At 65.5% G+C, this 21,252-nt stretch carries 26 protein-coding genes; 18 read left to right on the plus strand and 8 right to left on the minus strand.

The window, feature by feature from the left end; translation table 11 throughout:
* Positions 1 to 43 precede the first annotated feature (43 nt).
* The 4 genes from G361_RS0128475 to G361_RS0128490 all read left to right on the plus strand — a co-directional run bounded on the left by G361_RS0128475 (position 44) and on the right by G361_RS0128490 (position 5,302).
* Positions 44 to 1,666, plus strand: coding sequence for an FUSC family protein (locus G361_RS0128475; protein ID WP_196814650.1), 1,623 nt, complete (start codon positions 44 to 46; stop codon positions 1,664 to 1,666).
* Entirely contained in the window at positions 1,663 to 2,208 is a 546-nt protein-coding gene (locus G361_RS0128480) for a MarR family winged helix-turn-helix transcriptional regulator (RefSeq protein WP_019930536.1), read from the plus strand. The genes G361_RS0128475 and G361_RS0128480 overlap by 4 nt, the downstream gene beginning before the upstream one ends.
* Before the next feature lie 90 nt (positions 2,209 to 2,298).
* Complete coding sequence (locus G361_RS45215) at positions 2,299 to 4,539, plus strand: MFS transporter (RefSeq protein WP_019930537.1); 2,241 nt, start codon at positions 2,299 to 2,301, stop codon at positions 4,537 to 4,539.
* A gap of 79 nt (positions 4,540 to 4,618) precedes the next feature.
* Entirely contained in the window at positions 4,619 to 5,302 is a 684-nt protein-coding gene (locus G361_RS0128490) for a DUF899 family protein (RefSeq protein ID WP_019930538.1), read from the plus strand.
* A 2-nt stretch (positions 5,303 to 5,304) separates the two neighbouring features.
* On the opposite strand, the gene G361_RS0128495 is transcribed toward G361_RS0128490, so the two are convergent.
* Positions 5,305 to 5,595 (minus strand): putative quinol monooxygenase, encoded by a 291-nt coding sequence (locus tag G361_RS0128495; RefSeq protein WP_019930539.1) that lies wholly within the window; start codon positions 5,593 to 5,595, stop codon positions 5,305 to 5,307.
* 3 nt (positions 5,596 to 5,598) lie between these two features.
* Complete coding sequence (locus tag G361_RS0128500) at positions 5,599 to 6,618, minus strand: aldo/keto reductase (protein ID WP_231387112.1); 1,020 nt, start codon at positions 6,616 to 6,618, stop codon at positions 5,599 to 5,601.
* Between the two features lie 138 nt (positions 6,619 to 6,756).
* Here G361_RS0128500 and G361_RS0128505 point away from each other — a divergent pair, with 138 nt between their 5' ends.
* Complete coding sequence (locus tag G361_RS0128505) at positions 6,757 to 7,602, plus strand: helix-turn-helix transcriptional regulator (protein ID WP_019930541.1); 846 nt, start codon at positions 6,757 to 6,759, stop codon at positions 7,600 to 7,602.
* 29 nt (positions 7,603 to 7,631) lie between these two features.
* On the opposite strand, the gene G361_RS0128510 is transcribed toward G361_RS0128505, so the two are convergent.
* From G361_RS0128510 to G361_RS0128520, 3 genes are all read right to left on the minus strand, one after another.
* Positions 7,632 to 7,835 (minus strand): hypothetical protein, encoded by a 204-nt coding sequence (locus tag G361_RS0128510; protein WP_155981815.1) that lies wholly within the window; start codon positions 7,833 to 7,835, stop codon positions 7,632 to 7,634.
* A gap of 132 nt (positions 7,836 to 7,967) precedes the next feature.
* A complete protein-coding gene (locus G361_RS47335) occupies positions 7,968 to 8,516 on the minus strand; it encodes a phosphatase PAP2 family protein (RefSeq protein WP_019930543.1) in 549 nt (182 codons plus the stop codon).
* Between the two features lie 51 nt (positions 8,517 to 8,567).
* A complete protein-coding gene (locus G361_RS0128520; protein ID WP_019930544.1) occupies positions 8,568 to 9,530 on the minus strand; it encodes a PHB depolymerase family esterase in 963 nt (320 codons plus the stop codon).
* A gap of 221 nt (positions 9,531 to 9,751) precedes the next feature.
* Here G361_RS0128520 and G361_RS45225 point away from each other — a divergent pair, with 221 nt between their 5' ends.
* The 9 genes from G361_RS45225 (at position 9,752) to G361_RS49755 (ending at position 15,121) form a co-directional block, all read left to right on the plus strand.
* Positions 9,752 to 10,597, plus strand: coding sequence for an SCO6745 family protein (locus G361_RS45225; RefSeq protein ID WP_063711887.1), 846 nt, complete (start codon positions 9,752 to 9,754; stop codon positions 10,595 to 10,597).
* A 107-nt stretch (positions 10,598 to 10,704) separates the two neighbouring features.
* Entirely contained in the window at positions 10,705 to 10,971 is a 267-nt protein-coding gene (locus G361_RS0128530) for a type II toxin-antitoxin system Phd/YefM family antitoxin (protein WP_019930546.1), read from the plus strand.
* Entirely contained in the window at positions 10,968 to 11,222 is a 255-nt protein-coding gene (locus G361_RS0128535; protein ID WP_019930547.1) for a Txe/YoeB family addiction module toxin, read from the plus strand. The genes G361_RS0128530 and G361_RS0128535 overlap by 4 nt, the downstream gene beginning before the upstream one ends.
* Positions 11,223 to 11,274: 52 nt before the next feature.
* Positions 11,275 to 11,475, plus strand: a complete 201-nt coding sequence (locus tag G361_RS0128540) for a hypothetical protein (protein WP_019930548.1) — start codon at positions 11,275 to 11,277, stop codon at positions 11,473 to 11,475.
* Positions 11,475 to 11,795 carry a type II toxin-antitoxin system PemK/MazF family toxin gene (locus G361_RS0128545; RefSeq protein ID WP_019930549.1) on the plus strand — a complete coding sequence of 107 codons (321 nt, stop codon included), beginning with the start codon at positions 11,475 to 11,477 and terminating at the stop codon, positions 11,793 to 11,795. The genes G361_RS0128540 and G361_RS0128545 overlap by 1 nt, the downstream gene beginning before the upstream one ends.
* Before the next feature lie 39 nt (positions 11,796 to 11,834).
* Positions 11,835 to 12,176 carry a helix-turn-helix domain-containing protein gene (locus G361_RS0128550; protein ID WP_019930550.1) on the plus strand — a complete coding sequence of 114 codons (342 nt, stop codon included), beginning with the start codon at positions 11,835 to 11,837 and terminating at the stop codon, positions 12,174 to 12,176.
* Between the two features lie 345 nt (positions 12,177 to 12,521).
* Positions 12,522 to 12,839, plus strand: a complete 318-nt coding sequence (locus G361_RS45230) for a helix-turn-helix domain-containing protein (RefSeq protein ID WP_019930551.1) — start codon at positions 12,522 to 12,524, stop codon at positions 12,837 to 12,839.
* Positions 12,840 to 12,937: 98 nt separating this feature from the next.
* Positions 12,938 to 14,161: a Shedu immune nuclease family protein gene (locus G361_RS48620; RefSeq protein ID WP_081635620.1), complete on the plus strand. Its 1,224-nt coding sequence runs from the start codon at positions 12,938 to 12,940 to the stop codon at positions 14,159 to 14,161.
* A gap of 66 nt (positions 14,162 to 14,227) precedes the next feature.
* Positions 14,228 to 15,121 (plus strand): hypothetical protein, encoded by an 894-nt coding sequence (locus G361_RS49755; RefSeq protein ID WP_155981817.1) that lies wholly within the window; start codon positions 14,228 to 14,230, stop codon positions 15,119 to 15,121.
* An 8-nt stretch (positions 15,122 to 15,129) separates the two neighbouring features.
* Here G361_RS49755 and G361_RS0128565 read toward each other — a convergent pair whose 3' ends face one another.
* Complete coding sequence (locus G361_RS0128565) at positions 15,130 to 16,023, minus strand: phosphotransferase family protein (protein WP_019930553.1); 894 nt, start codon at positions 16,021 to 16,023, stop codon at positions 15,130 to 15,132.
* Positions 16,020 to 17,330, minus strand: coding sequence for a helix-turn-helix domain-containing protein (locus tag G361_RS45235; RefSeq protein ID WP_155981818.1), 1,311 nt, complete (start codon positions 17,328 to 17,330; stop codon positions 16,020 to 16,022). The genes G361_RS0128565 and G361_RS45235 overlap by 4 nt, the downstream gene beginning before the upstream one ends.
* Before the next feature lie 320 nt (positions 17,331 to 17,650).
* On the opposite strand from G361_RS45235, the gene G361_RS0128575 reads away from it, so the two are divergent.
* The 4 genes from G361_RS0128575 (at position 17,651) to G361_RS49760 (ending at position 20,390) form a co-directional block, all read left to right on the plus strand.
* On the plus strand, positions 17,651 to 18,334 hold the full coding sequence (locus G361_RS0128575) for an AAA family ATPase (RefSeq protein ID WP_026343615.1): 684 nt from the start codon (positions 17,651 to 17,653) through the stop codon (positions 18,332 to 18,334).
* The gene (locus G361_RS0128580) at positions 18,331 to 19,470 is read left to right on the plus strand and encodes a radical SAM protein (protein WP_026343616.1); all 1,140 of its coding nucleotides are present in this window, start codon (positions 18,331 to 18,333) and stop codon (positions 19,468 to 19,470) included. Before G361_RS0128575 ends, G361_RS0128580 begins: the two co-directional genes overlap by 4 nt.
* A gap of 7 nt (positions 19,471 to 19,477) precedes the next feature.
* Entirely contained in the window at positions 19,478 to 20,131 is a 654-nt protein-coding gene (locus tag G361_RS0128585) for a hypothetical protein (protein ID WP_036495567.1), read from the plus strand.
* A 70-nt stretch (positions 20,132 to 20,201) separates the two neighbouring features.
* Entirely contained in the window at positions 20,202 to 20,390 is a 189-nt protein-coding gene (locus tag G361_RS49760; protein ID WP_155981819.1) for a hypothetical protein, read from the plus strand.
* Between the two features lie 7 nt (positions 20,391 to 20,397).
* Here G361_RS49760 and G361_RS51915 read toward each other — a convergent pair whose 3' ends face one another.
* Positions 20,398 to 20,802 (minus strand): carbohydrate kinase family protein, encoded by a 405-nt coding sequence (locus tag G361_RS51915; RefSeq protein WP_369797949.1) that lies wholly within the window; start codon positions 20,800 to 20,802, stop codon positions 20,398 to 20,400.
* Between the last annotated feature and the right edge of the window lie 450 nt (positions 20,803 to 21,252).

Below are 21,252 nucleotides of genomic sequence, written 5' to 3' on the forward strand. Positions count from 1 at the left end.
AGCTCAACTATTTTCCAAGTAAAACATCTATTAAGCTTCTCGTGTGCCCCTCCTCGCGTCCCCCCGGTCCCGCGGCCGCCATCGTGCCGTCCGCCACCCCGATCTGCGCCGCGTGCTGCCGGTGCGGGGCATGCTGCGGCTGCGGCCGGCGGCCGACATCTGGTACAAACCCGCGATCAGCGGCGTCGTGGCGGTCGGGGTCCCGGATGTGGCGCTGCTCGGCACCGGCCGGCTGAGCCTGGCGCTCTACACCACCGCGGGCGGCCTGTGCGCGCTGTACGCGCACGGTATGCCCTACGCGGCCCGCGCGCGGGCGATGGCCTGGGTGGTCCTGAGCATGTGGGCGGGCACCGCGATCTCGCTCACCACCGCCGCGCACACCGGTTCGGCGGCCGTGCGGGTCGCCGTCATCGCCGTGCTGGCCGCGGCCTACAAGGTGGGCTGCGACGCCGCGCGGATCGGGCCACCCGGCAACATCATCTTCACCTTCGTCACCGCGACCGCGGCGTTCACTCCGCAGACGCCGGGGCAGTTGCCCGGACATCTCGCCCTGGCCCTGCTGACCGGCGCGTTCGCCTGGCTGGTCTGCCTGGCTCCCGCCCTGGTCCGGCCGAGCGGACCCGAGCGGCTCGCCGTCGCGCGGGCACTGCTGGCGGTGTCCCGGCAGGCCGGACTGCCCGCCGACGATCCGGCGCTCGGCCGATCGCGGCACCTCACGGCGGTGGCCGTCCAGGCCGCCTGGCAGGCCCTGCGCCAGAGTCATCGCGATCCGGCGCCGCTGGCCCGGCTGCTGATCCGCGCGGAATCCGTTGCCGCCGATCCCGATTCCGGCGCCGCCGGGCAGCTCGCCGACTGGTCCCGGCAGTTGCGGCGTGGGCGGGCGGTACCCGTCGTGGCGCCGCGGGCGGCCGAGGCCGCGGAGTTGCGCGGCGTGGCCGCCGAGCGCGCCCCCGGCCGCCGCGGATTCCCGGAGGTGATCCGCGCCTTCGATCCCCGCTCGGCGTACTTCCCGATCGGGGTCCGGGTGGCGGTCGGCTGTGCCGCCGCGGGCTGGGTCTCGATGGCGCTGAACGTGCACCGGCCCTACTGGGCGGTGGTCACCGCCGCCACGGTGTTCGTCGCCAATACCGCGCTGAGCTGGCATCGCGCCGTCCAGCGCACGGTCGGGAACCTGGCGGGCGTGGCGGCGTTCACCGTGCTCACGCCGATCACCCATCATCCGGTCACGATGATCGTCGTGGTGCTGCTGTGCCAGGTCGGCGCCGAGGCGACGATGTCGCGCAACTACTGGCTGGGCTCCACCTTCGTCACCCCGATGGCCCTGCTGATGACGGAATTCGCCGCACCGCAGCCCGCTGCCGAGCTGGTCCTCGGCCGCTGGCTCGACACCTGCGTGGGCGCGGCGCTCGGGCTGCTGGCCTGTTTCGCGATCCCCAATCGCCGGGCCGGCCGGCACGCCGACGCCGCATTGGACCGGGTGGAGGCCGCGATCATCGCCGCCGACGACCGGGACCGCCTGGCCGCCGCACTGGTCGAATTGCGCGAGTCGGCGGACACCGCGGCCGGGGAATGGTGGAGCAGCGCACTGCCGGACGCGCGTATCGTCGGCGCCGAACGCCGGGGCCACCGGCTGCTGGCCGACCTCACCACCGGAGTACCCCGATGAGCGAATCGCGCGACGTGGTCGCCGGAGCCCTGCGGCAATGGGAGATCACCTATCCCGGCGTGGACTTCGAGCCCGTCGCGGTGATCGGCCGGATCAGCCGCTGCGCCACGCTGCTGCAGGAGGTCACCGAGATGCCGCTGGGCCGGGAGGGGCTCAGCCGCACCGAATTCGAGATCCTGTGCGCGCTGCGCCGGGCGGGCGGCCCGGTGGGTGAATCCGTCCCGGCGCCCGCGGCCGGTGCGGGCCGCACCCCCGGCCAGCTGGCCCGCGAGACCTACGCCTCCCCCGCCGCCGTCACCAAGCGGGTCCGGGCGCTGGAGGAGCGCGGTCTCGTCACTCGCCGCTCGGATGCCCGCGATCGCCGAGTTGCTCATCTCACACTCACCGAGACCGGCCGCGACCTGGCCGATCGACTGATCCCGCAACAGCTCTCGTACGAGAAAGAGCTGATCACGGGCCTGCCGGCGGCCGAGCGCGCCGATCTCGCGCGCATTCTCGGCGAATTCCTGCTGGTGCTGGAGGGCCGGTTGGGCGGACGCTGAGGGTGCGCCGGCACCGGCGTCCGATTCGGAGGGAGCCTCCGTTTCTGGTACGTTACTCGAACGAAGTGTTTTCGTGGGGAGGAACGTTCGATGGCCCTCGTCAAGTCTCGCCCGCACTACAACGTCGTCTTCGCGGTGCTGCTGGCGGGCGTCAGCGCGTATGCCCTGTTGCAGTCGATGGTGGTGCCGGTCTTCTCGCTGCTGATCCCGGCCCTGCACACCACGCAGGCCACCGCGACCTGGCTGATGACCGGATATCTGCTCTCCGCCTCGGTCGCGACGCCGATCCTCGGCCGGATCGGCGACAAGGTCGGCAAGGAGCGGATGCTCGTCTTCACGCTGCTCGCGCTGACCGTCGGCTCGCTGATCGCCGCGCTGACCGAATCGGTGAGCGTGATGATCGTCGCGCGGGTCATCCAGGGCCTCGGCGGCGGCGTGATCCCGCTGGCGTTCGGCATCATCCGGGACGAATTCCCCGCCCGTAAGTTGCACGGCGCGGTGGGCATCGCCTCCTCACTGCTCGCGGTCGGCTCCGGCGTCGGCCTGGTGCTGGCCGGGCCGATCATCGACCACCTGAACTACCACTGGCTGTTCTGGATTCCGATGATCATGACGGCGCTCGCCACGGTGGCCGCGGTGTTGTTCGTCCCCGAATCGCCGGTACGCAGTCCCGGCCGGATCAACTGGTTCGCGGCGCTGCTGCTGTCGGCGTGGCTGGTGGCGCTGCTGCTGGCGGTCAGCGAGGGCCCGAAATGGGGCTGGGTCTCGCGCACCACCCTCGGCCTGTTCGCGCTGGCGGTGGTCACCGCGGTCGGCTGGGTCGTCGTCGAACTGCGCTCGACCACCCCGCTGATCGATATGCGGACGATGCGGATCCCGGCGGTGTGGACGACCAACGTGGTCGCCGTGCTCACCGGCGTCGGCATGTACGCGATGATGACCTTCCTGCCGCAGCTGTTGCAGACCCCGAGATCGGTCGCCGGCTACGGCCTCAGCGCCAGCATCACGAAATCCGGCGTGTACATGCTGCCGTTGTCCGTGGCCATGTTCGTGATCGGCCTCGGTCTCGGCCCGCTGTCGGCGCGACTCGGCCCGAAGGTGATCGTGCTGGTGGGCAGCATCATCACCGTCCCGGCCTTCGCGCTGCTGGCCGTCGGCCACGATCACGACTGGCAGATCTATCTGGCCACGGCCCTGCTCGGCGTGGGCATCGGCCTGTCGTTCTCCTCGATGCCGGCCATCATCGTCGCCGCCGTGCCACCCGCCCAGACCGGCGCGGCCACCGGCATGAACGCCAACGTCCGTACCGTCGGCGGCGCGATCGGCAGCGCCATCTCGTCGGTCATCCTGACCTCCGGCGCGCACACCGCCCACGGCCTGCCCGCCGACTCCGGCTACGCCAACGTGTTCTGGTTCCTGGGCGGCGTGGCCCTGCTGGCCTCGTTCGCCGCGATCGCGATCCCGGCGGTCCCGGCGATGGAACCGCAGTCCGAGCTCGTCGACACGGTGGCGCCGGAACCGCTGCAGGGCGGCCTGCACGCCCCCGCCACACTGCACGGACCCGCACTGCACGGTCACATCCGGCACGGCAGCGACCTGCCGGTGACCGGTGTCGTGCTGACCCTGATCGACCCGCACGGACATCAGATCGCGCGCGCCGCGAGCACCCCCGACGGCGCCTACCGCATCGATGCGCCGGGCCCCGGCGACTACGTCCTGATCGCCGCCGCGCACGGCCATCAGCCGGTCGCGGTCACCGTCACCCTCGGCGACCGCCCGCAACGCGCCGACCTCACCCTCCCCGACGCGGGCGAACTGTCCGGCACGGTCCGCCGCGCGGAGACCGGCGAGCCGGTACCGAACGCGACCGTCACCCTGACGAATCCGCACGGCGAGGTCGTCGGCGCCGCGACCACCGGCGCCGACGGCGGCTTCACCTGCCGCGGCGTCCCGTCGGGCACCCACACCGTCGTCGTCACCGCCGAACACCTCCGCCCCACCGCGACCACCGTGACCGTCCCCGAGAGCGGCCTGCTCCGCCACGACACGGACCTGGAGTCACTGGCCGTCCTCGGCGGCGTGGTCCGCGCCGAGGGCCGCACGGTCCCCGACGCCCACATCACGATCCTGGACCCCACCGGCAACCACGTCGCCACCGCCCGCACCGACGACGACGGCCGCTACCAGGTCCCCCACCTCCCCGCCGGCGACTACGTCGTCGTCACCCGCGGCTACCCCACCGTGACCAGCAGCGTCCGCGTAGCCGGCGACGAGAACATCCACGATGTCCAACTCGGCTACGAGGAGGCGGCCCGGCTGCCGGTGCGGTAGCGGACGCACCGATGAATCCGCGGGCCGTGGGCGGTCCTACCTCCGACCGAGGTTGTGACCGTGACCGGTAAGGATTCTCATGAGCACGAACGCAATACCGCCTGTCGTCGATGCCGAGACCTGGCAGCGGGAACTGGACGCGCTGCGCGTCCGGGAGAAGGCGGCGACCCGCGAACTGGACGCGATCGCCGCTCAGCGCCGCCGGCTGCCGATGGTCGAGATGCCCGAATACGTGCTCGAGGGTGCGGACGGGCCGGTGCGCCTGGCGGATATCTTCGAGGGCGAATCCCAGCTGATCGTCTACAACCACATGTGGTTTCCGGATGCGGAGTGGCAGTGTCCCGGCTGCACCGGCTTCACCGCCCAGTTCACCCGGCTGGAATTCCTCGGCAACTACGATGCCCGGTTCGTCATCGTGACCCAGGGGCCGATCGACGAGGCGCTGGCCTACAAGCGGCGGGTCGGCAACCGGATGACCTGGTATTCCACCGCGAACAGCCCGTTCGGCGCCGATGTCGGTGCGCCGCTCGGCGGCGGCTTCGCCGTCAATGTGTTCCTGCGCGACGGGGATACGGTCTACCGCACCTGGCACACCGACGGCCGCGGCACCGAACAGCTCACCCACACCTTCGCCCTGATCGACCTGCTGCCGTTCGGCCGCCAGGAGGAGTGGCAGGACTCACCCGCGGGCTGGCCGCAGTCCCCCACCTACTCCCGCTGGGGCGGCTCGAAAGAGATTGCCGCGCAATACGGCGAGGCCTGAGGCTACCCGGCCGCCGGCTCCACCAGCCGATGGACGACGGCCGGCTCGGCGAGGACCACGGCGAGCACCTCGGCCAGATATCGGCTGTGCGGCAGGGTGAGGTGCCGGTCCAGGGCCGGTGATCCCGTCCATCGTCCGATCACGACCAGATGCGCCGGATCGTTCGGATCGACGAAGGGTTGATAAGCGAGACAACCGGATTCGGCCAGCACCGGCTCGATCATGGCCTCGAGGGCGGTGCGCAGCCGGTCCTCCTGACCGCACGCGGCCCGGAATTCGGTGACGGCGTACACCGGTCAGGGCCGCGCCGGACCGGCGCCGGCCCCGGTGGCGACGATCGCCGCCGCGATATCGGCGAGATCGCCCTCGTCCAGGCGAAGTTCACCGGCCCCCGCCCATCCGTCGATCTGTTCCGGCGTACGCGCCCCCACGATCGCGCCGGTGACCCCCGGCCAGGCGACCGTCCAGGCCAGCGCGACCTCCGCCACCGAGACCTCGTGCCGCCGAGCGATCGGCCGAAACGCCTCCACCAGTGCCAGATTCGCGGCCAGTCCGGTGGTGAAATCCGGATGCCCGGACCGCCAATCGTCGGCACCCAGCACCCGATCCGCCGCGAACGCGCCGGTGAGCAATCCCGACTGCAACGACGAGTACACGATCACCCCGGTGGAATGCTTCGCAGCCCAGGCTATCTCGTCCGCCGCGGTGCGGTTGACGGCCGAGAACGGCGGCTGGATCACATCCACGTGCGCCACCGCCTCGGCCCGGTCCAGCTGTCCCACATCATGATTCGACAGCCCGATGGCGCGGACCACCCCCTGCTCGCGCAGATCCGCCATGACCTGCCAGTACTCCTCCAGCGGCGTCGAGCCGGTCCCCGGCGCCTCGCTGCCGAACGCCGCGCCGGTATCCGGCCAGTGCACCTGATACAGGTCGATGTGATCGATCCGCAACCGCCGCAACGACTGTTCCAGATCCCGCCGGATCGCCTCGGGCCGCATGATCCGTCGCGGCGGCCCCAGAAGATCGTCACCGTCCTCCCACACCAGCCCCGTCTTGGTGAACACGAACGGCCGCTCCGATTCCGGTATCCCGGAAAGTGCCCGCCCGACCAGTGATTCGGCATGCCCCACCCCGTACGCAGGCGCGGTGTCGATCCAGTTCAGCCCCCGATCGACCGCATGCCGGATCGCCGCGATCGACGCCTCGTCCTCGGTCGCTCCCCAGGAGTACTGCCACCCGGACCCGGCGATCACCCACGTCCCGAAACCCAGTGCGCTGATGTCCATCCCGGTATCACCCAGCGAATACGTCACGCCCACAACCATTCTCCTGCCAGTGCTCGAACGTTCCGTATCCACCGTCGCCGAACACCGCGCGCCGTGGCAGTGCCGCCCGAGCCTGGGCACGCCGTGACCAGTCGGCGCGGCCACCGAATCCGCGATACTGGGGATATGACCTTGGACCGGCGAGCCGAATTGGGCGAATTCCTGCGCTCCCGGCGGGCCCGCCTCCGTCCCGACGAGGTCGGCCTGATCGAACACGGCACCCGCCGCCGGGTCCCCGGCCTGCGCCGCGAGGAACTCGCCCTGCTGGCAGGCGTCAGCGTGGACCACTACATCCGCCTGGAACAGGGTCGCACCCTGCACTTCTCGGAATCCGTCCTCGACGCGGTATCGCGGGCCCTGCGCCTGTCCGACGTGGAACGCGACCATCTCTACCGCCTGGCCCGCCCCCGCGCCGACAACGAACCCGCCGAACAACGGGTCCGTCCCGGCCTCCGCCTCCTGGTCGACTCCGCGGAGGTGCCGACCGTCGTACTGGGCCGCGGCACCCAGGTCCTGGCGTGGAACCCGTTGGCCGCGGCCCTGTTCACCGATTTCGGCGCCCTCCCCGCGGAACACCGCAACCTGGCCCGCCTGATCTTCCTGGACGAGGGCATGCGAGCCCTCTACGAGGACTGGCCGGCCAAACTGGCCGACGTGACCGGTTATCTCCGCCTGGAGGCCACCCGCCACCCGAACGACCGGGACATCACCACCCTGATCGCCGAATTGCACACGGCCAGCGAGGAATTCCGCGCGCGGTGGCAGCAGCACGGCCTGAAGGAGAAAACCCACGGCCGCTACGCCTACCTCCACCCCCTGGTGGGCCGGATCGAACTGAACTTCGAAACCCTGCGCCTCCCCGGCGATCCCGACCAGGCCGTGATCGCCCACACGGTCGACCCCGGCTCACCCAGCGCCACAGCCCTGCAACTGCTGGCGAACCTGGCCGCGAAGTCCACCGCGCGAGCCTGAACTCGTTCCCGCCCCGCGGCTTTCACGGATCAGACGCGACGGCGACGACGGAACCCGCCCCGGGACCGCCACTGACTGCGAGTGGGAATCCGGGCACTCAATCCCGCCAAGTGCAGGGATATACCGATGAACCCGGCGATGACGAACCCCTCGATGGTGGTACCCGACGAGCCCCCACCGATATTGAGCAGCAGCGCGATGACGAACAGAACAGAAGCGATGATGGCGAACATATCCGGGTCATACCCAGGATCCCCGGTTTGCACCCGGCACTTTTCCGCCCGCCGTCGCTCGGCCACTCGATCGCGGATCGCGCACCGCGACACCGGAACCGGCACGGAGCTTCCGCGTGCCCAGCGAAAAGGCTAGCGCTGGACAGGTTTCGGCGCCGGGCGGGCCGACCTGCGCGACAATCGGACCACCAGACCCCCCGCGATTAGCCCGACGCACCACCCCGCCAGGACATCACTGGGCCAATGCGCACCGAGATAGACCATCGCGATCCCGACCCAGACGGCGGCGAGTACGAGCAGCCATCCCACCCAGCGCCGATTGATCGGCCAGGGCACCACCGCGTACAGCGCGACCGCCCCGGCCGCCGTCATCGCCGCCACCGTGGACGGCATCGCGGAGGAGTGCACGAACACCAGCGACACCTCCCGCGGCGGTCTCGGCCGGCCGATCAGATGCTTGAGCACCCTCGCCACCACCTCTGCCAGCACCACCGAACCGACCACGGTCAGCACCCCGCGCCGCCACCGGCGCACCACCACCGCGACCACCAGCAACACCAGCACCGCGAGCACCAGCGTGCGGTCGTTGGTCCCGACGTTCATCGCCCATCGCGCCACCGTGGTTGCCACCGGGTTCCGGTGCCGGGCCAGCAGTCGCATGATCTCCAGATCCACACCCACTCGACACATTGTGCCCAGCACGTACGAACACACTGTTCGCCGGGCCGATGCTCACCGGTGCAGTGTGCTGAAAAACTGCCAGATCACCGCCGAGGCGCCGAACTGCCGGGTGACCTTGCCGACGATCGCCTGCGGAAGATACTGCGTCCCATCGGGCCAGGTGTGCCCGCCGCCGGCCACCGAGTAGAGCTGGACCTGGCTTCCGTCCCGGCAGCCGCCGGTCACGGACACCGTGACGGTCGTACCGTCGTGCGCGGTGTCCGGCAGCGTATCGACCGCGGCAGGCGCGGTGCACCCGTCCACGGACAACCATTGCCGCTGGGTGTCCGCCACCGACGAGACCGGCACCGCTCCCGGACCACCGTGCCCGTTACTGGTGATCCGCACCGGGCCACCGGCATAGGGCACGATCGGATCGTCGGTGCCGTGGATCTCGAGCACCGAAACCGGCTGTGGCGGTTGGCATGTGGCCGCGGCCGGCTGCGAGAGCTCCCCCGCGACCGGCGCGATCGCGGTGATCCGGCCCCCGAGCCGGCAACCCAGATCCTCGGTGAAGATCGCGCCGTTGGACATCCCGGTGGCGAAGATCCGCGCCGGATCGGCGTGATTGTCGGCCACCAGACGATCGATGATCGCCGACACGAATCCGACATCATCGACCCCGGCGGCCCCCGCCTTGGTGTCCGCGCCGCGACTGTCGCTCCACGACCGCTCGTACCCCGCCGGATACACCGCGATGAATCCGGCGTCGTCGGAAAGCCGATCGAACCCGGTCTCGCGCTCCATCTGCGGCGCGGTCCCCCCGCCACCGTGGAACGCGAGCACCACCGGCAGCGGACCGTCGGCCGGATGAGCGGGCGGATGGACAATGTATTCACGCTGGCGACCGCCGAAGTCGAAGGTCACCGTCGTCCCCGCGGCCGCGTGCACGCGACCGGCGCATCCGGCGACGGACCCCACCGCCACACCCACCGCAACCGCCAGGATCGCCGCCGCCCCACGCCGTCCCATCATCCGGTACTCCTACCGTCCTCGGTGCCCGGCACCGTCGAAATTTCGGACACGCCACCCGAAATCGGCACTGTATCCGCTCGGCGCGACGCGGGAACCCCGGACCCGAGGTACCGGCACCGACGCTACGACCGCCCCATTACCGAATCGGCGCCGATATCGTGTGAAGACGGTGAGAAGCTCCCGGCATCCCCGCCGGAATGCCCGGTCGTATCGTCGATCCCATGAACGCTGCTTTCGCCCGAGCCATGTGGCGAGTTCTCGAACCGCTGCACGGAGTCACCTACTTCGCCCCCGAATGCATAGCGGCGTTCAAAGCAACGGGCCTGCGCGGTTACTGGATGGGCTACTTCGCCGGCCGAGCGGCCCCACTCGGCCCGGTCGGCCCCAGCGTCGTGGAGGCCGTCTTCTACAACTTCCACCCCGAGATGGTCCGCCGCGCGATCCCCGACGCCTGGACCTTCGCCACTCCCACAACCATTCTGGACACCCGCCGCACCGCGGCCGCGAACGTCCTGCGCACCCTGTCCCCCGACCTCACCGACGCCGCGCCAAAAGCACTACCCGCCCTGACCGCGGCAATAGCCGCCGCCCCCGTATCCGGCCGCACCCTCTTCGCCGCCAACCGCGACCTCCCACCCGCCGACCGACCGGAAGAAGCCCTCTGGCAAGCCGTGACCACCCTCCGCGAGCACCGCGGCGACGGCCATTTCGCCACCCTGCTCACCGAAGGCCTGGACGCCTGCGAGGCCGTCGTCCTCTTCGCCGCCGACACCGGCACACCCCCGGAGATGTGGCGCGATTTCCGCCGCTGGAGCGAAACCGACTGGACGACAGCACAATCCCGCCTGATCGACCGCGGCCTCCTGACGGAGTCGAGCAAGCCGACCGAAGCAGGCCGCGCACTACGAACCCACATCGAATCCCGCACCGACACCCTCGCCGCAACGGCGTACCACGGCATCCCGGGCATCGAGACAGCACTCGAAGTCCTACTCCCCGCCGCCCGCGCCGTCGAAACCGCCGGCCTGGCCAACTCCGCCGACTTCCTACGCGCCGGCAAGGTGTGATGTCGACTTGCCCATGCAGCGGACCAGCGACGCTACACCGGCAGCAGTGGCCTTGTCGTACCACAATCCGGTACCATCGGTGTGGAATCAGGATTAGGAGCCCCCCAATGACCAGCATGTCTGCCAGCGAGGCGCGCGCCAACTTGTACCCGCTCATCGAACAGGTCAACGACGACGCTGTCGCCATCCACATCACCAGCCGCAAAGGCAACGCTGTCCTGATCTCCGAAGATGAGTACAACTCGCTCCGCGAGACCTTGTACCTACTGCGTTCCCCGGCCAATGCCGCACGGCTCACCCAGGGCATCGCCCAACTCGAAGCCGGCGAGGTGGTCGAGGTGGATCTGGCACGGCTCGCGGAAGAACTCGAATGAAGATCACTTTCGCGAAGGTCGCGTTCGAAGATCTCGGTCATTGGATCACTACAGATCGGAAAATGGCACTCCGAGTTCTTCGCCTGATCAACGACATCGAACGCGATCCGTTCAACGGCGTGGGCAAGCCCGAACCATTGAAGGGGGACAAGTCCGGGTACTGGTCCCGCCGAATCAACGACGAGCACCGTCTGGTCTATGCCGTCTCCGAAGGCAACATCCTCATCGCGCAGGCTCGCTACCACTACTGACCCGCAGGCCCGAGGCCGCACCAGCGTCTTACATTGGTCGTACACTTGTCATATGGCCGCCACGATCACCTTCCGCCCCACCCCCGACGACGAGCGCATCATCGACCGCGCCCGACACGACGACGAGAACACCACCGACGTAATCCGACGAGCCTTGCGCCTCCTCGACCGCCAGGAATGGCTACAGCAGGCGCAATCCGACGCCGAACGACTGCGCGACGAGGATCTCAACGACGAGCCGGAGGCTTGGTGATGCTCATTCGCGGCGCGGCATACAAGGTCGACCTGGGCGAGGCAAAGCGTGGGCACGAGCAGCGCGGCCGGCGCCTCGGCGTATTGGTCAGCCCCTCGGATTGGCTCGGGTCGACAGTGACGATCGTCCCGGCATCCACGTCAGCGGACGGTTCGGTGTTCCGGCCACTCGTCGAGATCGACGGCCGCGAGACCCGGCTGCTCGTCGACCAGATCCGCACCATCGACACCGACTACCTGAAGGATCAGGTAGGCAACCTGTCCCGCGACGCCATGGCCGAACTCGACGATGCGCTCGGCAGGTATCTCGGAATCCACTGAACGACAACCTGTTCCGATCCATAGAGGGGAAATGGACCGATGAGCCACGCACACTGGACGATCCTCCGGGAACGTAAACTCGCAGAGGGTTACACCGAATCCGACGATGCCGCCGAAGCCCGCCGCGAAATCAAGCTCTCCATCGCACTGGCCAAAGCTGTCTACGACCGCCGAACCGAGCTCGGATTCACCCCGGCAGACCTCGCGGAACGTGCCGGCTTGACTCAGGCCGACATCTCGCGAATCGAAGGCTCCGACACCGTCCCGACTCTCCCGCTTCTCGCCAAACTCGCCGACGCCCTCGACGCCACCCTCAACATCGCCCTCGACGCCGACGACACCCGAGTGAAGTTCACCAGCCACCACACCGACGCAGCCTGAATCCGCCGCAGCCGTGGCATACGCGCCGTCAAGTCAGGTGCTGGACCGAGACTCCACCCAGCGCTGCGCAAAATATACATTATTCTGCCTCGCTGGCTGTGGCGCTGACGTGCGCAGCGAGCACTCCCGCTGCGGCTACTGCCCGGTGACAGCCCGATGGTTCACCCCTCCGCACAACTCCGCAGACACAACCACCACGGCCGATCTCCTCGACACGATCGATCCAGCCCGCGTAGCACTGGTCCTGGAGCATCTGGTGGAGCAGTTTGAATGGCATCGTGTTGCGGCCTCGGAGCGCCAGAGGCTCATTGCAGAAGGTCCAGAAACGGCGAAGGCCCGGTCCATGTGGACCGGGCCTTCTCAGTGGACATGGCGGGAACTTACTCGAACCGGACCGACATCTTGCAGCATCTCTCTGAGGTGCAGGAACGCATCGAGAAAAGCGGACCGCGCCAGTCGCGGCCGTCACGGGCACGGACATCAGGCGGCCAGAAGAAGCAGTTGGGGCAGCACGAACGCACAGAGATCATCGCCAAGTACGAGGCTGGCGCTTCGATGGTGCAGCTGAAGGTGGAGCATCGCATGGCGAAACGGACGGTTGCGAAGGTGCTGCGTGAAGCCGGGGTGACGATCAGGCCAAAAGGTGGACGAGCGCGAGCGTAGACTCTTCCTTCAACGCGCCAATCGACAAGCGGGTTTCTCGACACTGATCGACAAAACAATTGTTCTATATATAATTAGGCTTCGGGAGGAACCAAAATATGGCATGGGCGAAGTCATACTTGCCGGATAAAACTGAGTTCGACATGCAAAGTGGTGATTTCTCTAAATTAGAGATACGCGACAGCGGACATCCGTCGGGGCTTCATTACTTCTTCGATACCAAGGCCAACCATCTCGTCACCGACTTTGTACTTGAGAAACGACCGCAGGTAAGCACGCTTTGTCAAATAACGCTGATCAAAAAGGGCGACGAATATTCGCCGCGCCTGCGACTCTGGAAGAGGGATACCTCCAAGAGAGGAAAGAAGGCTTTCGAACACGTCGCGTCCGCCGACGAAATTACAACCATCATCAAAGCAACCGTAGACACTGACAGCTGCTACGAGCAATTTTGGCGTCTTATTGACTTCGTTCAGGCATTCAAAGGCGTCACAATGCCTGATAACAGTTTCCGGGTGATTAACACGGATAGCGCGAAGCTTGCCGAGCAGCTTCAGGGCCAAGATCGTGAAACTGTCCTACATGCAGTGCAAGCCTTCATCGGGGATTCACCGTTGACTCAGGCAGACATTAATATCATGACCAACAGAAAAAGGCAGATTGATAGATTCGATCTCCTGTTAAACGATCCGACATATTTTGAACGTGAACGCAAAGAACTCCAGAAGCCCGATAGGAAGCTTCCCGGCATCGAAGCAGTTTGGCAGAACTTTTTTGAACAAAACTCATGGATCTTTGGATATGGGCTCTCCCTCGTGGCGTGTGAGCGGCTTGACGGCGATGCGAAACTTGAACAGATCACCGCAGGACAAAATATATTTACTGGCGCTGGGAAGCGTAGCGATGCTGTCATGCGGTCGAAGGGGTTTATCAGTAGCCTAGTATTCTGTGAGATAAAAACGCATACCACTGATTTGGTAGAAGGCGAAGCCTATCGCTCAGGTGTCTACCCAGCCTCGAAAGAGCTTGCAGGAGCTGTAGCTCAAGTGCAAAAGACCGTTGCCAAGGCGCTGCGTCTGATGAACGCAAATATCCACCAGTTTTACGATGACGATGGAACTCCGACAGACATCCAGGTGTCATCAATCAGAGCAAAACAGGTAGTCGTTATCGGAAACCTAACGGAGCTTTCGGCTGCGGGAAGAATAAATCCTGAGAAAACATCATCCTTCGAACTTTTCAGAAATGCGATACACGACGTCGAGATAATTACTTTTGATGAACTCTTCGAGCGCGCCCGCTTCATTGTCGAGGACGTGTAGTCGAATCGCTACTATCACCTCATTGCGGCATTCGTGTTTCACGCACGGCAGCGCTAGGATGACCGAATGACACTCGTGGTTGCGGGGATAACCGACGTGGATGAGGCTCAGATTTCGATCGTTGCCGACACCAAGATCACCAATTCGAATGATGATCGCTTCACGGATCGAGCCTACGAAAATCCCGGACAAAAAATTGTCCTGCTTGATGATGATACTGTCATCGGATTCGCTGGCGACACACCCGAGACAGCTATAAAACGGGCAGCCAAGTTGCGGGGTCGATCAATTGAGGAGGTCTTAGAGGACCTCGCCGCCTACATACGCGAAACTAACGAGATTAGTTCATTGATCTCAAAGTCATTCGTGGTTGCCACTCGAATCCCAAAACCACGGCTGTGGAAGATCGCAAATGGTAGCATCGAAGATCGGACACACATTAGAAGATCCTGGGTAGGAGACCGTGACGCTTATAGATACTTTCAGGGATTACGTCCGCTACTGCCATCACCTCCCGAAGCGCCCGAAGAAGTTACGCTGACTTTTTCGATGATGACTCTTGTCGCGAGCAATGACATTCCGACCGTTGGTGGCTACATGTCCCGCGTATCCGGAAACAAAAATCAGCCTTTTCGGTTCCACTCTGATCCAATATTCGTAGCCCCGTGGCTTACTGAGATATCGGTTTATCGACCTGAGCCAGGAATCGTGGAGTTGCGCGAAAACCTTCCGCCCGGCGGCGACCCGACTGAGCATGTCTGTATCAATATTCCCGGCCAGCCGCCCACCGTGGGCGCACTCGCTCACTACATTCCAGAAATCGGGACGGCGTGGCTACATACACACGACGAACCGTGGCTCGACGCCGTCAAGTTGCGCGGCAGGACCGTCGATCAAGTAATAGCTGAGGCCGCCGAGAGGTACGGCCAGTATTTGATGAAGCCGCACTTCTGTCGATAAAGATTTGCTCACTCCAGCGCTTTCCACCCAGTCCACGGCCGCGGTCCCCGCTCACCACGGATGCAGGCGAGTCGGTGCAGCGCCTGCTCTTCCCGAGCTGGATTCGCTGACGCTGCCTGGACTGCCATCGTCGTCATCCGAAACTCCCGGATGTCGCGAAGCAGCTCGAACCCCGCCCACGTCGTGACGTCATGCCCGTAGACCTCGCAGAACTCGGCGTACTGCTCCTCAGTGATCCAGCCGAAGGACCGCCACTTTATCGCCGTGTGCACCAGATCCCATTCGGGTGGCCCGAAAGATGTCCTCTCCAGATCGAGTAGGCGCACCGTGCCATCGTCGGCCGCGAAGACGTTGCCCACCCAGGCATCGCCGTGGATGACGCACCAGGGCAGCCCGGCCGGAAGTTCCGCCCATCGTTGCTGGAGTTCAGTCAAATGCCCGCGGAACCACGACCTATCCTGATCGCTCAGGATCGACGCCGCCGCGATGCGCTCCTCCAGTCGTACGAAGGGCGCCACCTGACCGAGATCGAAATCCACCGGCGGCGGCAGGTGATGCAGTTGCTTCAGCACCGCGGCCACCTGAACAGGCGTGCCGTGCTGATGCGGCGGCAGCTCTCGCCAGAAGGTCACCGCCAGACCGTCGATCACTACCGGCTGATCGACGTCCGGCACAACCTGTACGGCCGCGATACCCGATGCTTCCAGCCAACGAGCAACGTTCACCTCACGCTGCGCGGCAACGTACTGGCCTGGTCGGCTGACGCGAGCGATGATGTGCCCTGGCAGCCGGAAGAGGGCGTTCTCGCTTTGGCGAAAAGGCTGGACATCTGCGACATCAAGCCCGGCCGCGGTTCCGGCGACGCGCACGATCCCAAGCAGGTCCGTTTCCCCTGCGATCATGCACCCACCAAGGCGCTGCCGATTCGTGCATCGAGTTCTTCAACTTCTCCGGCCTGACGGTGCGGTTCGGCGAGGGTACGAAGCTCACGCAGATCATCAGCCGCGCGACGCGAACGCACATGGCCAGCATCAACGAGCGCCGCCTGGCCGAAGGAAGCAGCCTCGACTGGGTCGCCGGTGGCCATCGTCAGCGACGCCAGCTTGATCCCGGAAATCGCCCGCGAGCGAACGAAGGTGGCCGTATGTCCGGCAACCGCTGTCTCTAGGCGCTGCCTGGCTTCGCCTACAAATCGGCCATCGAGCGCGACATCGAACAGGGCATGGCCGGTATCGCCCGAGTGCTGGGCCGCGTCGTAGTACGACATCCACGGTGGGTCATTCGTCGGCGAGGCGTGCGCGAATTCGTCGTCGGCCTGGCCGACCGCTCGGACAGCTTCCTCGGTCCGATGGAGCTTGGCGAGCGCCCGCGCCCGCGCTGAGTGCAGCATCGCCCTTTCCGTTGCGGTCAGCCGATCGGCGCGCACCATCGCCAGTTCGATGAAGGTCAATCCGTCGTCGGGATGCCCGCACCAGATGGCTTGCCGCGCCATCGAGGACAGCACCTTGCCGCGGAGATGCCAGTCTCCGACCTCTTCAGCGCAGGTGAGGCCGAGCTGGAACATGCTGCGGGCATCGGCATGGGCGTAAGCGTCGAAGGCCATGAAGCCTGCTGTATGCCCGAGGAAACCGACCGCACTGTGCAGCTCTGTCCGGTGTTTCTCCGCGCAACCAGCACCAAGCAGATTCACGGCGTAGCGCAGTTGTGCAGACACGGCTTCCCGGACGAGCCCACCGCCGTAGGTGTGATCCCACGAGCTGAACTCACGCGCAGCCGTTCGCACCTGTTCGATCTCGGCGAGGCCCACCGTCGACGGGATCGGCGTCGGCTCGATCTTTCCAAGCAGTTCAGCGAGCGGCTGGTGGGTCACTGCCGCCACCGTCACGCCAAGGGCGGCACGAACGAATTCCTGGCGGTTCACATGATCGAGGGTAGCGCCGGAACCCGCAGGCAGCTTGAACCACAGATGTTCGGGCGGGACGGCCAGCACTTCGGCCCAGCGGATCAACTTCGACAGTTGTTCTGGCGCGGGACCCTTCTCGATCCGGCTGAGCTGCGCCTGCGTCAGCCCGAGCCAATTGGCAACAAGTTCCTGCGGCAGTGCGCGGCCATGAAAGGGGTGCGTGCGGTAGGCGAAGATGACCCTCCCTATATGCCAGGTAGCAAGGGCATCGCGCATCTGATCGGTCAGCCAGAAGGCGGGCGGCAAAAGTGGCGGTTGTTGCCGTTGGTCGCGGGACGCGGATTCGCAAGGTGCACAACACGAGTCGTGATTGTAGTTATTCAGCCTCGTCCCGCAACGGGCGCAGTAGCGCTGCATCTGGGGTATCCGCGTCATGATGGCCCGCTCCCGGGTTTCCTGGGGGTTTTCGTCGCCTTCTGCCTTGGTCGGGTGACCCTACCAGCGCTTGACAACAAAGCCTATGCGTTTCATACATACCCCGTATTCGCCTCTGTCGTGGCCGTTTTCGGCCCTTCGACCCACCCTTGGCCCGTCCCGAGAATTGGCCGCTAGGAAAGGGGTAGGCCGTGACATTGTCCCTTGTAGTACCCATATTTGGCCCGCCAGCCGCTGGAAAAACCACCCTCACGCTTCGACTCGGATCCGAACCTGGACGTCGGGTCTTTCGCCTGCGTGAGCATGTATCCAAGGAGGTGCTGGCGGTGACCGCCGCCAGCAGCGAACGGCTGGGATGGATCGACGAGTTCACTGTGATGGAAGCGGTGCGCTTGTACTTCGCCGATGCTGCCTCTAATTCCGGCATCCACACCGTGCTCCTGGATAACTTCCCGGGCTCGGCGAGCCAGGTCGATCAGCTGCTTGCCGCCGTACGGGCAGTTGCACCGAATTGTCATGTCGAGGCGATCGAACTCCTGACCGACGCCAAGACGTTAAAGCAGCGCTCGCGGAACCGGAAGGTCTGCCACCGCTGCGAGCGAGATCCGATCTCCGATCCTCGTTTGCCGGCGATCCCGAGTGATGCAGACCCCTGGCAGTGCGCCCACTGCCGCGGGCTACTGCATCCCCGCCGGGGTGATTCGCCTCGGCTGTTCAAGGCTCGGATGCAGCGCTACCACCAGGCGGCAGCAGGTATTCGGGCCGGATTCACTGATTCCGGTATCGCCGTCACCCATCTCGACACCACAAACACCATCGACGGGGCGGCGAACCTGCTTGCCCCGCTACTTATCTCCCGGAGCGCCTCGTTATGACCACTGTTGATCTGCCCACCCCGCGAGCGACGGGCGATGGCTACGGCCATGCTCGGATGCCACGCGGCGGCAACCTCCCCGAACCGGATCGCATCGACCGCATCGCCTACGGCCGCTTCCGGAATGTCTATCTCTACATCACCGAAGCCTGCCAACTGCGCTGCGAGCACTGCTACATGGGCGAACGGCTCGACCGAGCACTCAAGATGCCGCTGCCGCAGATCGTGGACACGCTCACGACTTGGCGACGGATGGGCGGCGACAAACTCACCATCCTCGGCGGCGAGCCGACGTTGCACCCGCACTACTGCGAAGTGATCCGCCTCAGCCGGAAGCTCGGCTACGAACACGTCATCACCACAACGAACGCCCAGAAGCCTGCCCTGCGTCGATTCCGCCAGCTCGCGCCGGATGACTTCGCCTACATTCAGGTCAGCCTGGATGGTGGCACGAGCATCAGCCACGACGCGATCCGTGGCGCGAACACCTTCGACACCGCCCTCGAAACCACGACCGAGCTGACCGGTCGCGGCTTCGATACTCGGATCATCTGCACTGTCAACAAGGCGAACGAAGGCGATGCGCTCCAGTTGCTCGATATCGCCGACGAGCTTGGCGTCAGCCTGGTGAAGTTCCATGTCTTCTCCACCATCGGCACGGGGCACGGCAATGCGGAAATGGCGATGAATCCGCTGGAGTGGGTGACGTTCTGCGAACGCCTGAATGAGATTGCACCGCAGTACAAGACGCGAGTGTGGTACCAGCCGACCTACGCCCGTCGCGACGAAATGGCGCGCTACGCCGCCGAGGGCTACCAGGGGTGCATCGGCCGGACCCTGGATCGGATCTCGATCTTCCCGGATGGCCGCTGCTACGTCTGTTCCTTCCTGTTCGACACCGATCTGTACTTCGCCCAGATGGTCGACGGCAAGGTACAGCTCAACAACGGCGTCAACGAGTTCGATCTGTTCACCAGCGTCTTGGCCGAAAGTTCCTGCGGTGGCTGCAAAGCCAGCGCCTGCCAAGGCGGCTGCCCAGCGGAGGAGATGGTGATGGGCAGCGCCTCGTGCGCGACCTACGACGACATCGTGCCGGTCTGCCGGTTGTGGAAATCCAGCGCCAAGCCAGAGGAATGAGGACCTGATGGACGAAATGGATCGTATTGCTGAAAACTTGTGCTGGATCGACTGGGACGACATCGATGATGTCGAACTCAACTGCCGCGAAGCGCTGAACGCACTCGCTGCCGAACCACGAATCGTGCGCGCACGGCTGGACAAACTACCCGAGTGGCCGGACCTGCTGGCTATGTGCGAGCACTACGACATCCTGGACAAGATTGTGCTCCACAGCGACGACGACCCCGGCGTACGTATCCGGTTGCACATCTTCCTGCCAGGGTATTTCGACCGGCCGCACAACCATCGGTGGTCGTACGCCAGCCGCATCCTGCGCGGACAGTACCGGCATTTCCTGTTCGGCAATGCCGAAGTGGACGAGCAGATCGACCCGGTGAAACTGCCGGTGCTCCAGGCGCGCGAGGAGCCGGTCGGCACGAGCTACGCCCTGCACCACAGCATGGTGCACGCCGTGGTAGCCGAGCCCTTCACGGTGAGCCTGGTGATTCGTGGTCCGGCGGTGAAGGACCGCTTCCTCGTGATGGACCGCAAGACCGGCGAGGCGTGGTGGCAGTACGGGAACAAGGACGAGCCGGAAGCGGAGGCCATGGCGAAGCATATGAGCCGAGCACGGTTCGCCGAGGTGACGGGCTGGCTGGAGGAGTGGAACGTCTTCTGACCATGGCGAGCGGCATCGACGGCAGATCGCGAACGATTCGCTGTCGGTGTCGCTCGCTACGCTTCATTACATGAATATCGACAGATCGAAGGTCTGCTCGTACTGCGGTGGTCCTGTCTGCTACATCGACCATCCGATCATGGGCTACGGCTCGTCGACGCCGTCACGGGTCAATCGCACTTTCCAATGCGCCGACCTCTGCGACAAGTCACGACGACGAGGCGGCGATAGCGGCCACACCGCCGAGAAGGTTCGCTGACACGGCGCTAACTCGCGACGCCGATTCCGCCTCCCGGCCTCAACGCTTCCAACTCAGCCAGCGTCGGCAGCGGGGCACTCTGATGTCGTGCACACCGCAGCGCCCCGCTGGCCGATCCAAGAACCAAACTGCGCTGCATTGACCATCCGTCCCTGAGTCCGTAGAGCAGCCCGCCGGAAAACGCCGCCCCGGCACAGTGGGTATGACGAACCGTCACCGGGAAAGCTGGTACTGACACCACTTCCGATCGGCTGAGTGCCACAGCGCCGTAGGCGCCGGCCGTGACAATCGCCCAGGCTGCTCGCGTCTGGTCCAGCACTGATCGAGCGATGGCTGGCGTCGTCGTGTGCTGCATCATCGACGTTGGTTTGCACCAGCAGGCCGGCGTATCCGCGCACCGCCGCTGCCACATCGGGCGAGAGGTCGGAACCGCCGAGGTTGAGGAGTAGGGGCACGCCAGCAGCGATGACGGCCTCGATCACGCGCAGGACGGCGGATTCGATCAGCTCATAGCAATCTAGGTAGACGAACGACGCATCGGCCACCGGCGATAGATCAGCCCGTTCCAAGCTGGCGACGACTCCAGGCAAATGGGCGAACCAGGTGCGCGTGTGTTGGTCATCACCGGTCACAACAATCCGCGGGGTGGCGGTTGCCGCTGCCGCACGATCTATCGTCATGTGACGCGGATTGAGCCACTGCCGGACGAACCGGCCGGGCTCGTCGTCGCCGATGCTGTTGGCGATGAGATGGGTCGGCGCTCCCATCGAGGCGAGCACCGCCGCTGTCATCGGGCCGTCAGCTGTCACCGACCGCTCAACGCTTCGGATTTCTGCGCCATGATTGGCCAGTGGGAACCGAG

It is taken from the genome of Nocardia sp. BMG111209, from assembly GCF_000381925.1.
Classification (GTDB): Bacteria; Actinomycetota; Actinomycetes; order Mycobacteriales; family Mycobacteriaceae; genus Nocardia.

What these genes read in the sequence shown, in the direction of transcription:
- G361_RS0128520 (WP_019930544.1), bottom strand. Translation starts at nt 9,530, where the DNA reads ATGATGGGACGGCGTGGGGCGGCGGCGATCCTGGCGGTTGCGGTGGGT.
- G361_RS49760 (WP_155981819.1), top strand. Translation starts at nt 20,202, where the DNA reads ATGAATATCGACAGATCGAAGGTCTGCTCGTACTGCGGTGGTCCTGTC.
- G361_RS0128535 (WP_019930547.1), top strand. Translation starts at nt 10,968, where the DNA reads ATGAAGATCACTTTCGCGAAGGTCGCGTTCGAAGATCTCGGTCATTGG.
- G361_RS0128545 (WP_019930549.1), top strand. Translation starts at nt 11,475, where the DNA reads ATGCTCATTCGCGGCGCGGCATACAAGGTCGACCTGGGCGAGGCAAAG.
- G361_RS0128565 (WP_019930553.1), bottom strand. Translation starts at nt 16,023, where the DNA reads ATGATCGCAGGGGAAACGGACCTGCTTGGGATCGTGCGCGTCGCCGGA.
- G361_RS0128505 (WP_019930541.1), top strand. Translation starts at nt 6,757, where the DNA reads ATGACCTTGGACCGGCGAGCCGAATTGGGCGAATTCCTGCGCTCCCGG.
- G361_RS0128510 (WP_155981815.1), bottom strand. Translation starts at nt 7,835, where the DNA reads ATGTTCGCCATCATCGCTTCTGTTCTGTTCGTCATCGCGCTGCTGCTC.
- G361_RS45225 (WP_063711887.1), top strand. Translation starts at nt 9,752, where the DNA reads ATGAACGCTGCTTTCGCCCGAGCCATGTGGCGAGTTCTCGAACCGCTG.
- G361_RS0128580 (WP_026343616.1), top strand. Translation starts at nt 18,331, where the DNA reads ATGACCACTGTTGATCTGCCCACCCCGCGAGCGACGGGCGATGGCTAC.
- G361_RS0128550 (WP_019930550.1), top strand. Translation starts at nt 11,835, where the DNA reads ATGAGCCACGCACACTGGACGATCCTCCGGGAACGTAAACTCGCAGAG.
- G361_RS0128490 (WP_019930538.1), top strand. Translation starts at nt 4,619, where the DNA reads ATGAGCACGAACGCAATACCGCCTGTCGTCGATGCCGAGACCTGGCAG.
- G361_RS0128480 (WP_019930536.1), top strand. Translation starts at nt 1,663, where the DNA reads ATGAGCGAATCGCGCGACGTGGTCGCCGGAGCCCTGCGGCAATGGGAG.
- G361_RS0128530 (WP_019930546.1), top strand. Translation starts at nt 10,705, where the DNA reads ATGACCAGCATGTCTGCCAGCGAGGCGCGCGCCAACTTGTACCCGCTC.
- G361_RS0128585 (WP_036495567.1), top strand. Translation starts at nt 19,478, where the DNA reads ATGGACGAAATGGATCGTATTGCTGAAAACTTGTGCTGGATCGACTGG.
- G361_RS51915 (WP_369797949.1), bottom strand. Translation starts at nt 20,802, where the DNA reads ATGTGGCAGCGGCGGTGCGCGGATACGCCGGCCTGCTGGTGCAAACCA.
- G361_RS49755 (WP_155981817.1), top strand. Translation starts at nt 14,228, where the DNA reads ATGACACTCGTGGTTGCGGGGATAACCGACGTGGATGAGGCTCAGATT.
- G361_RS45215 (WP_019930537.1), top strand. Translation starts at nt 2,299, where the DNA reads ATGGCCCTCGTCAAGTCTCGCCCGCACTACAACGTCGTCTTCGCGGTG.
- G361_RS0128540 (WP_019930548.1), top strand. Translation starts at nt 11,275, where the DNA reads ATGGCCGCCACGATCACCTTCCGCCCCACCCCCGACGACGAGCGCATC.
- G361_RS48620 (WP_081635620.1), top strand. Translation starts at nt 12,938, where the DNA reads ATGGCATGGGCGAAGTCATACTTGCCGGATAAAACTGAGTTCGACATG.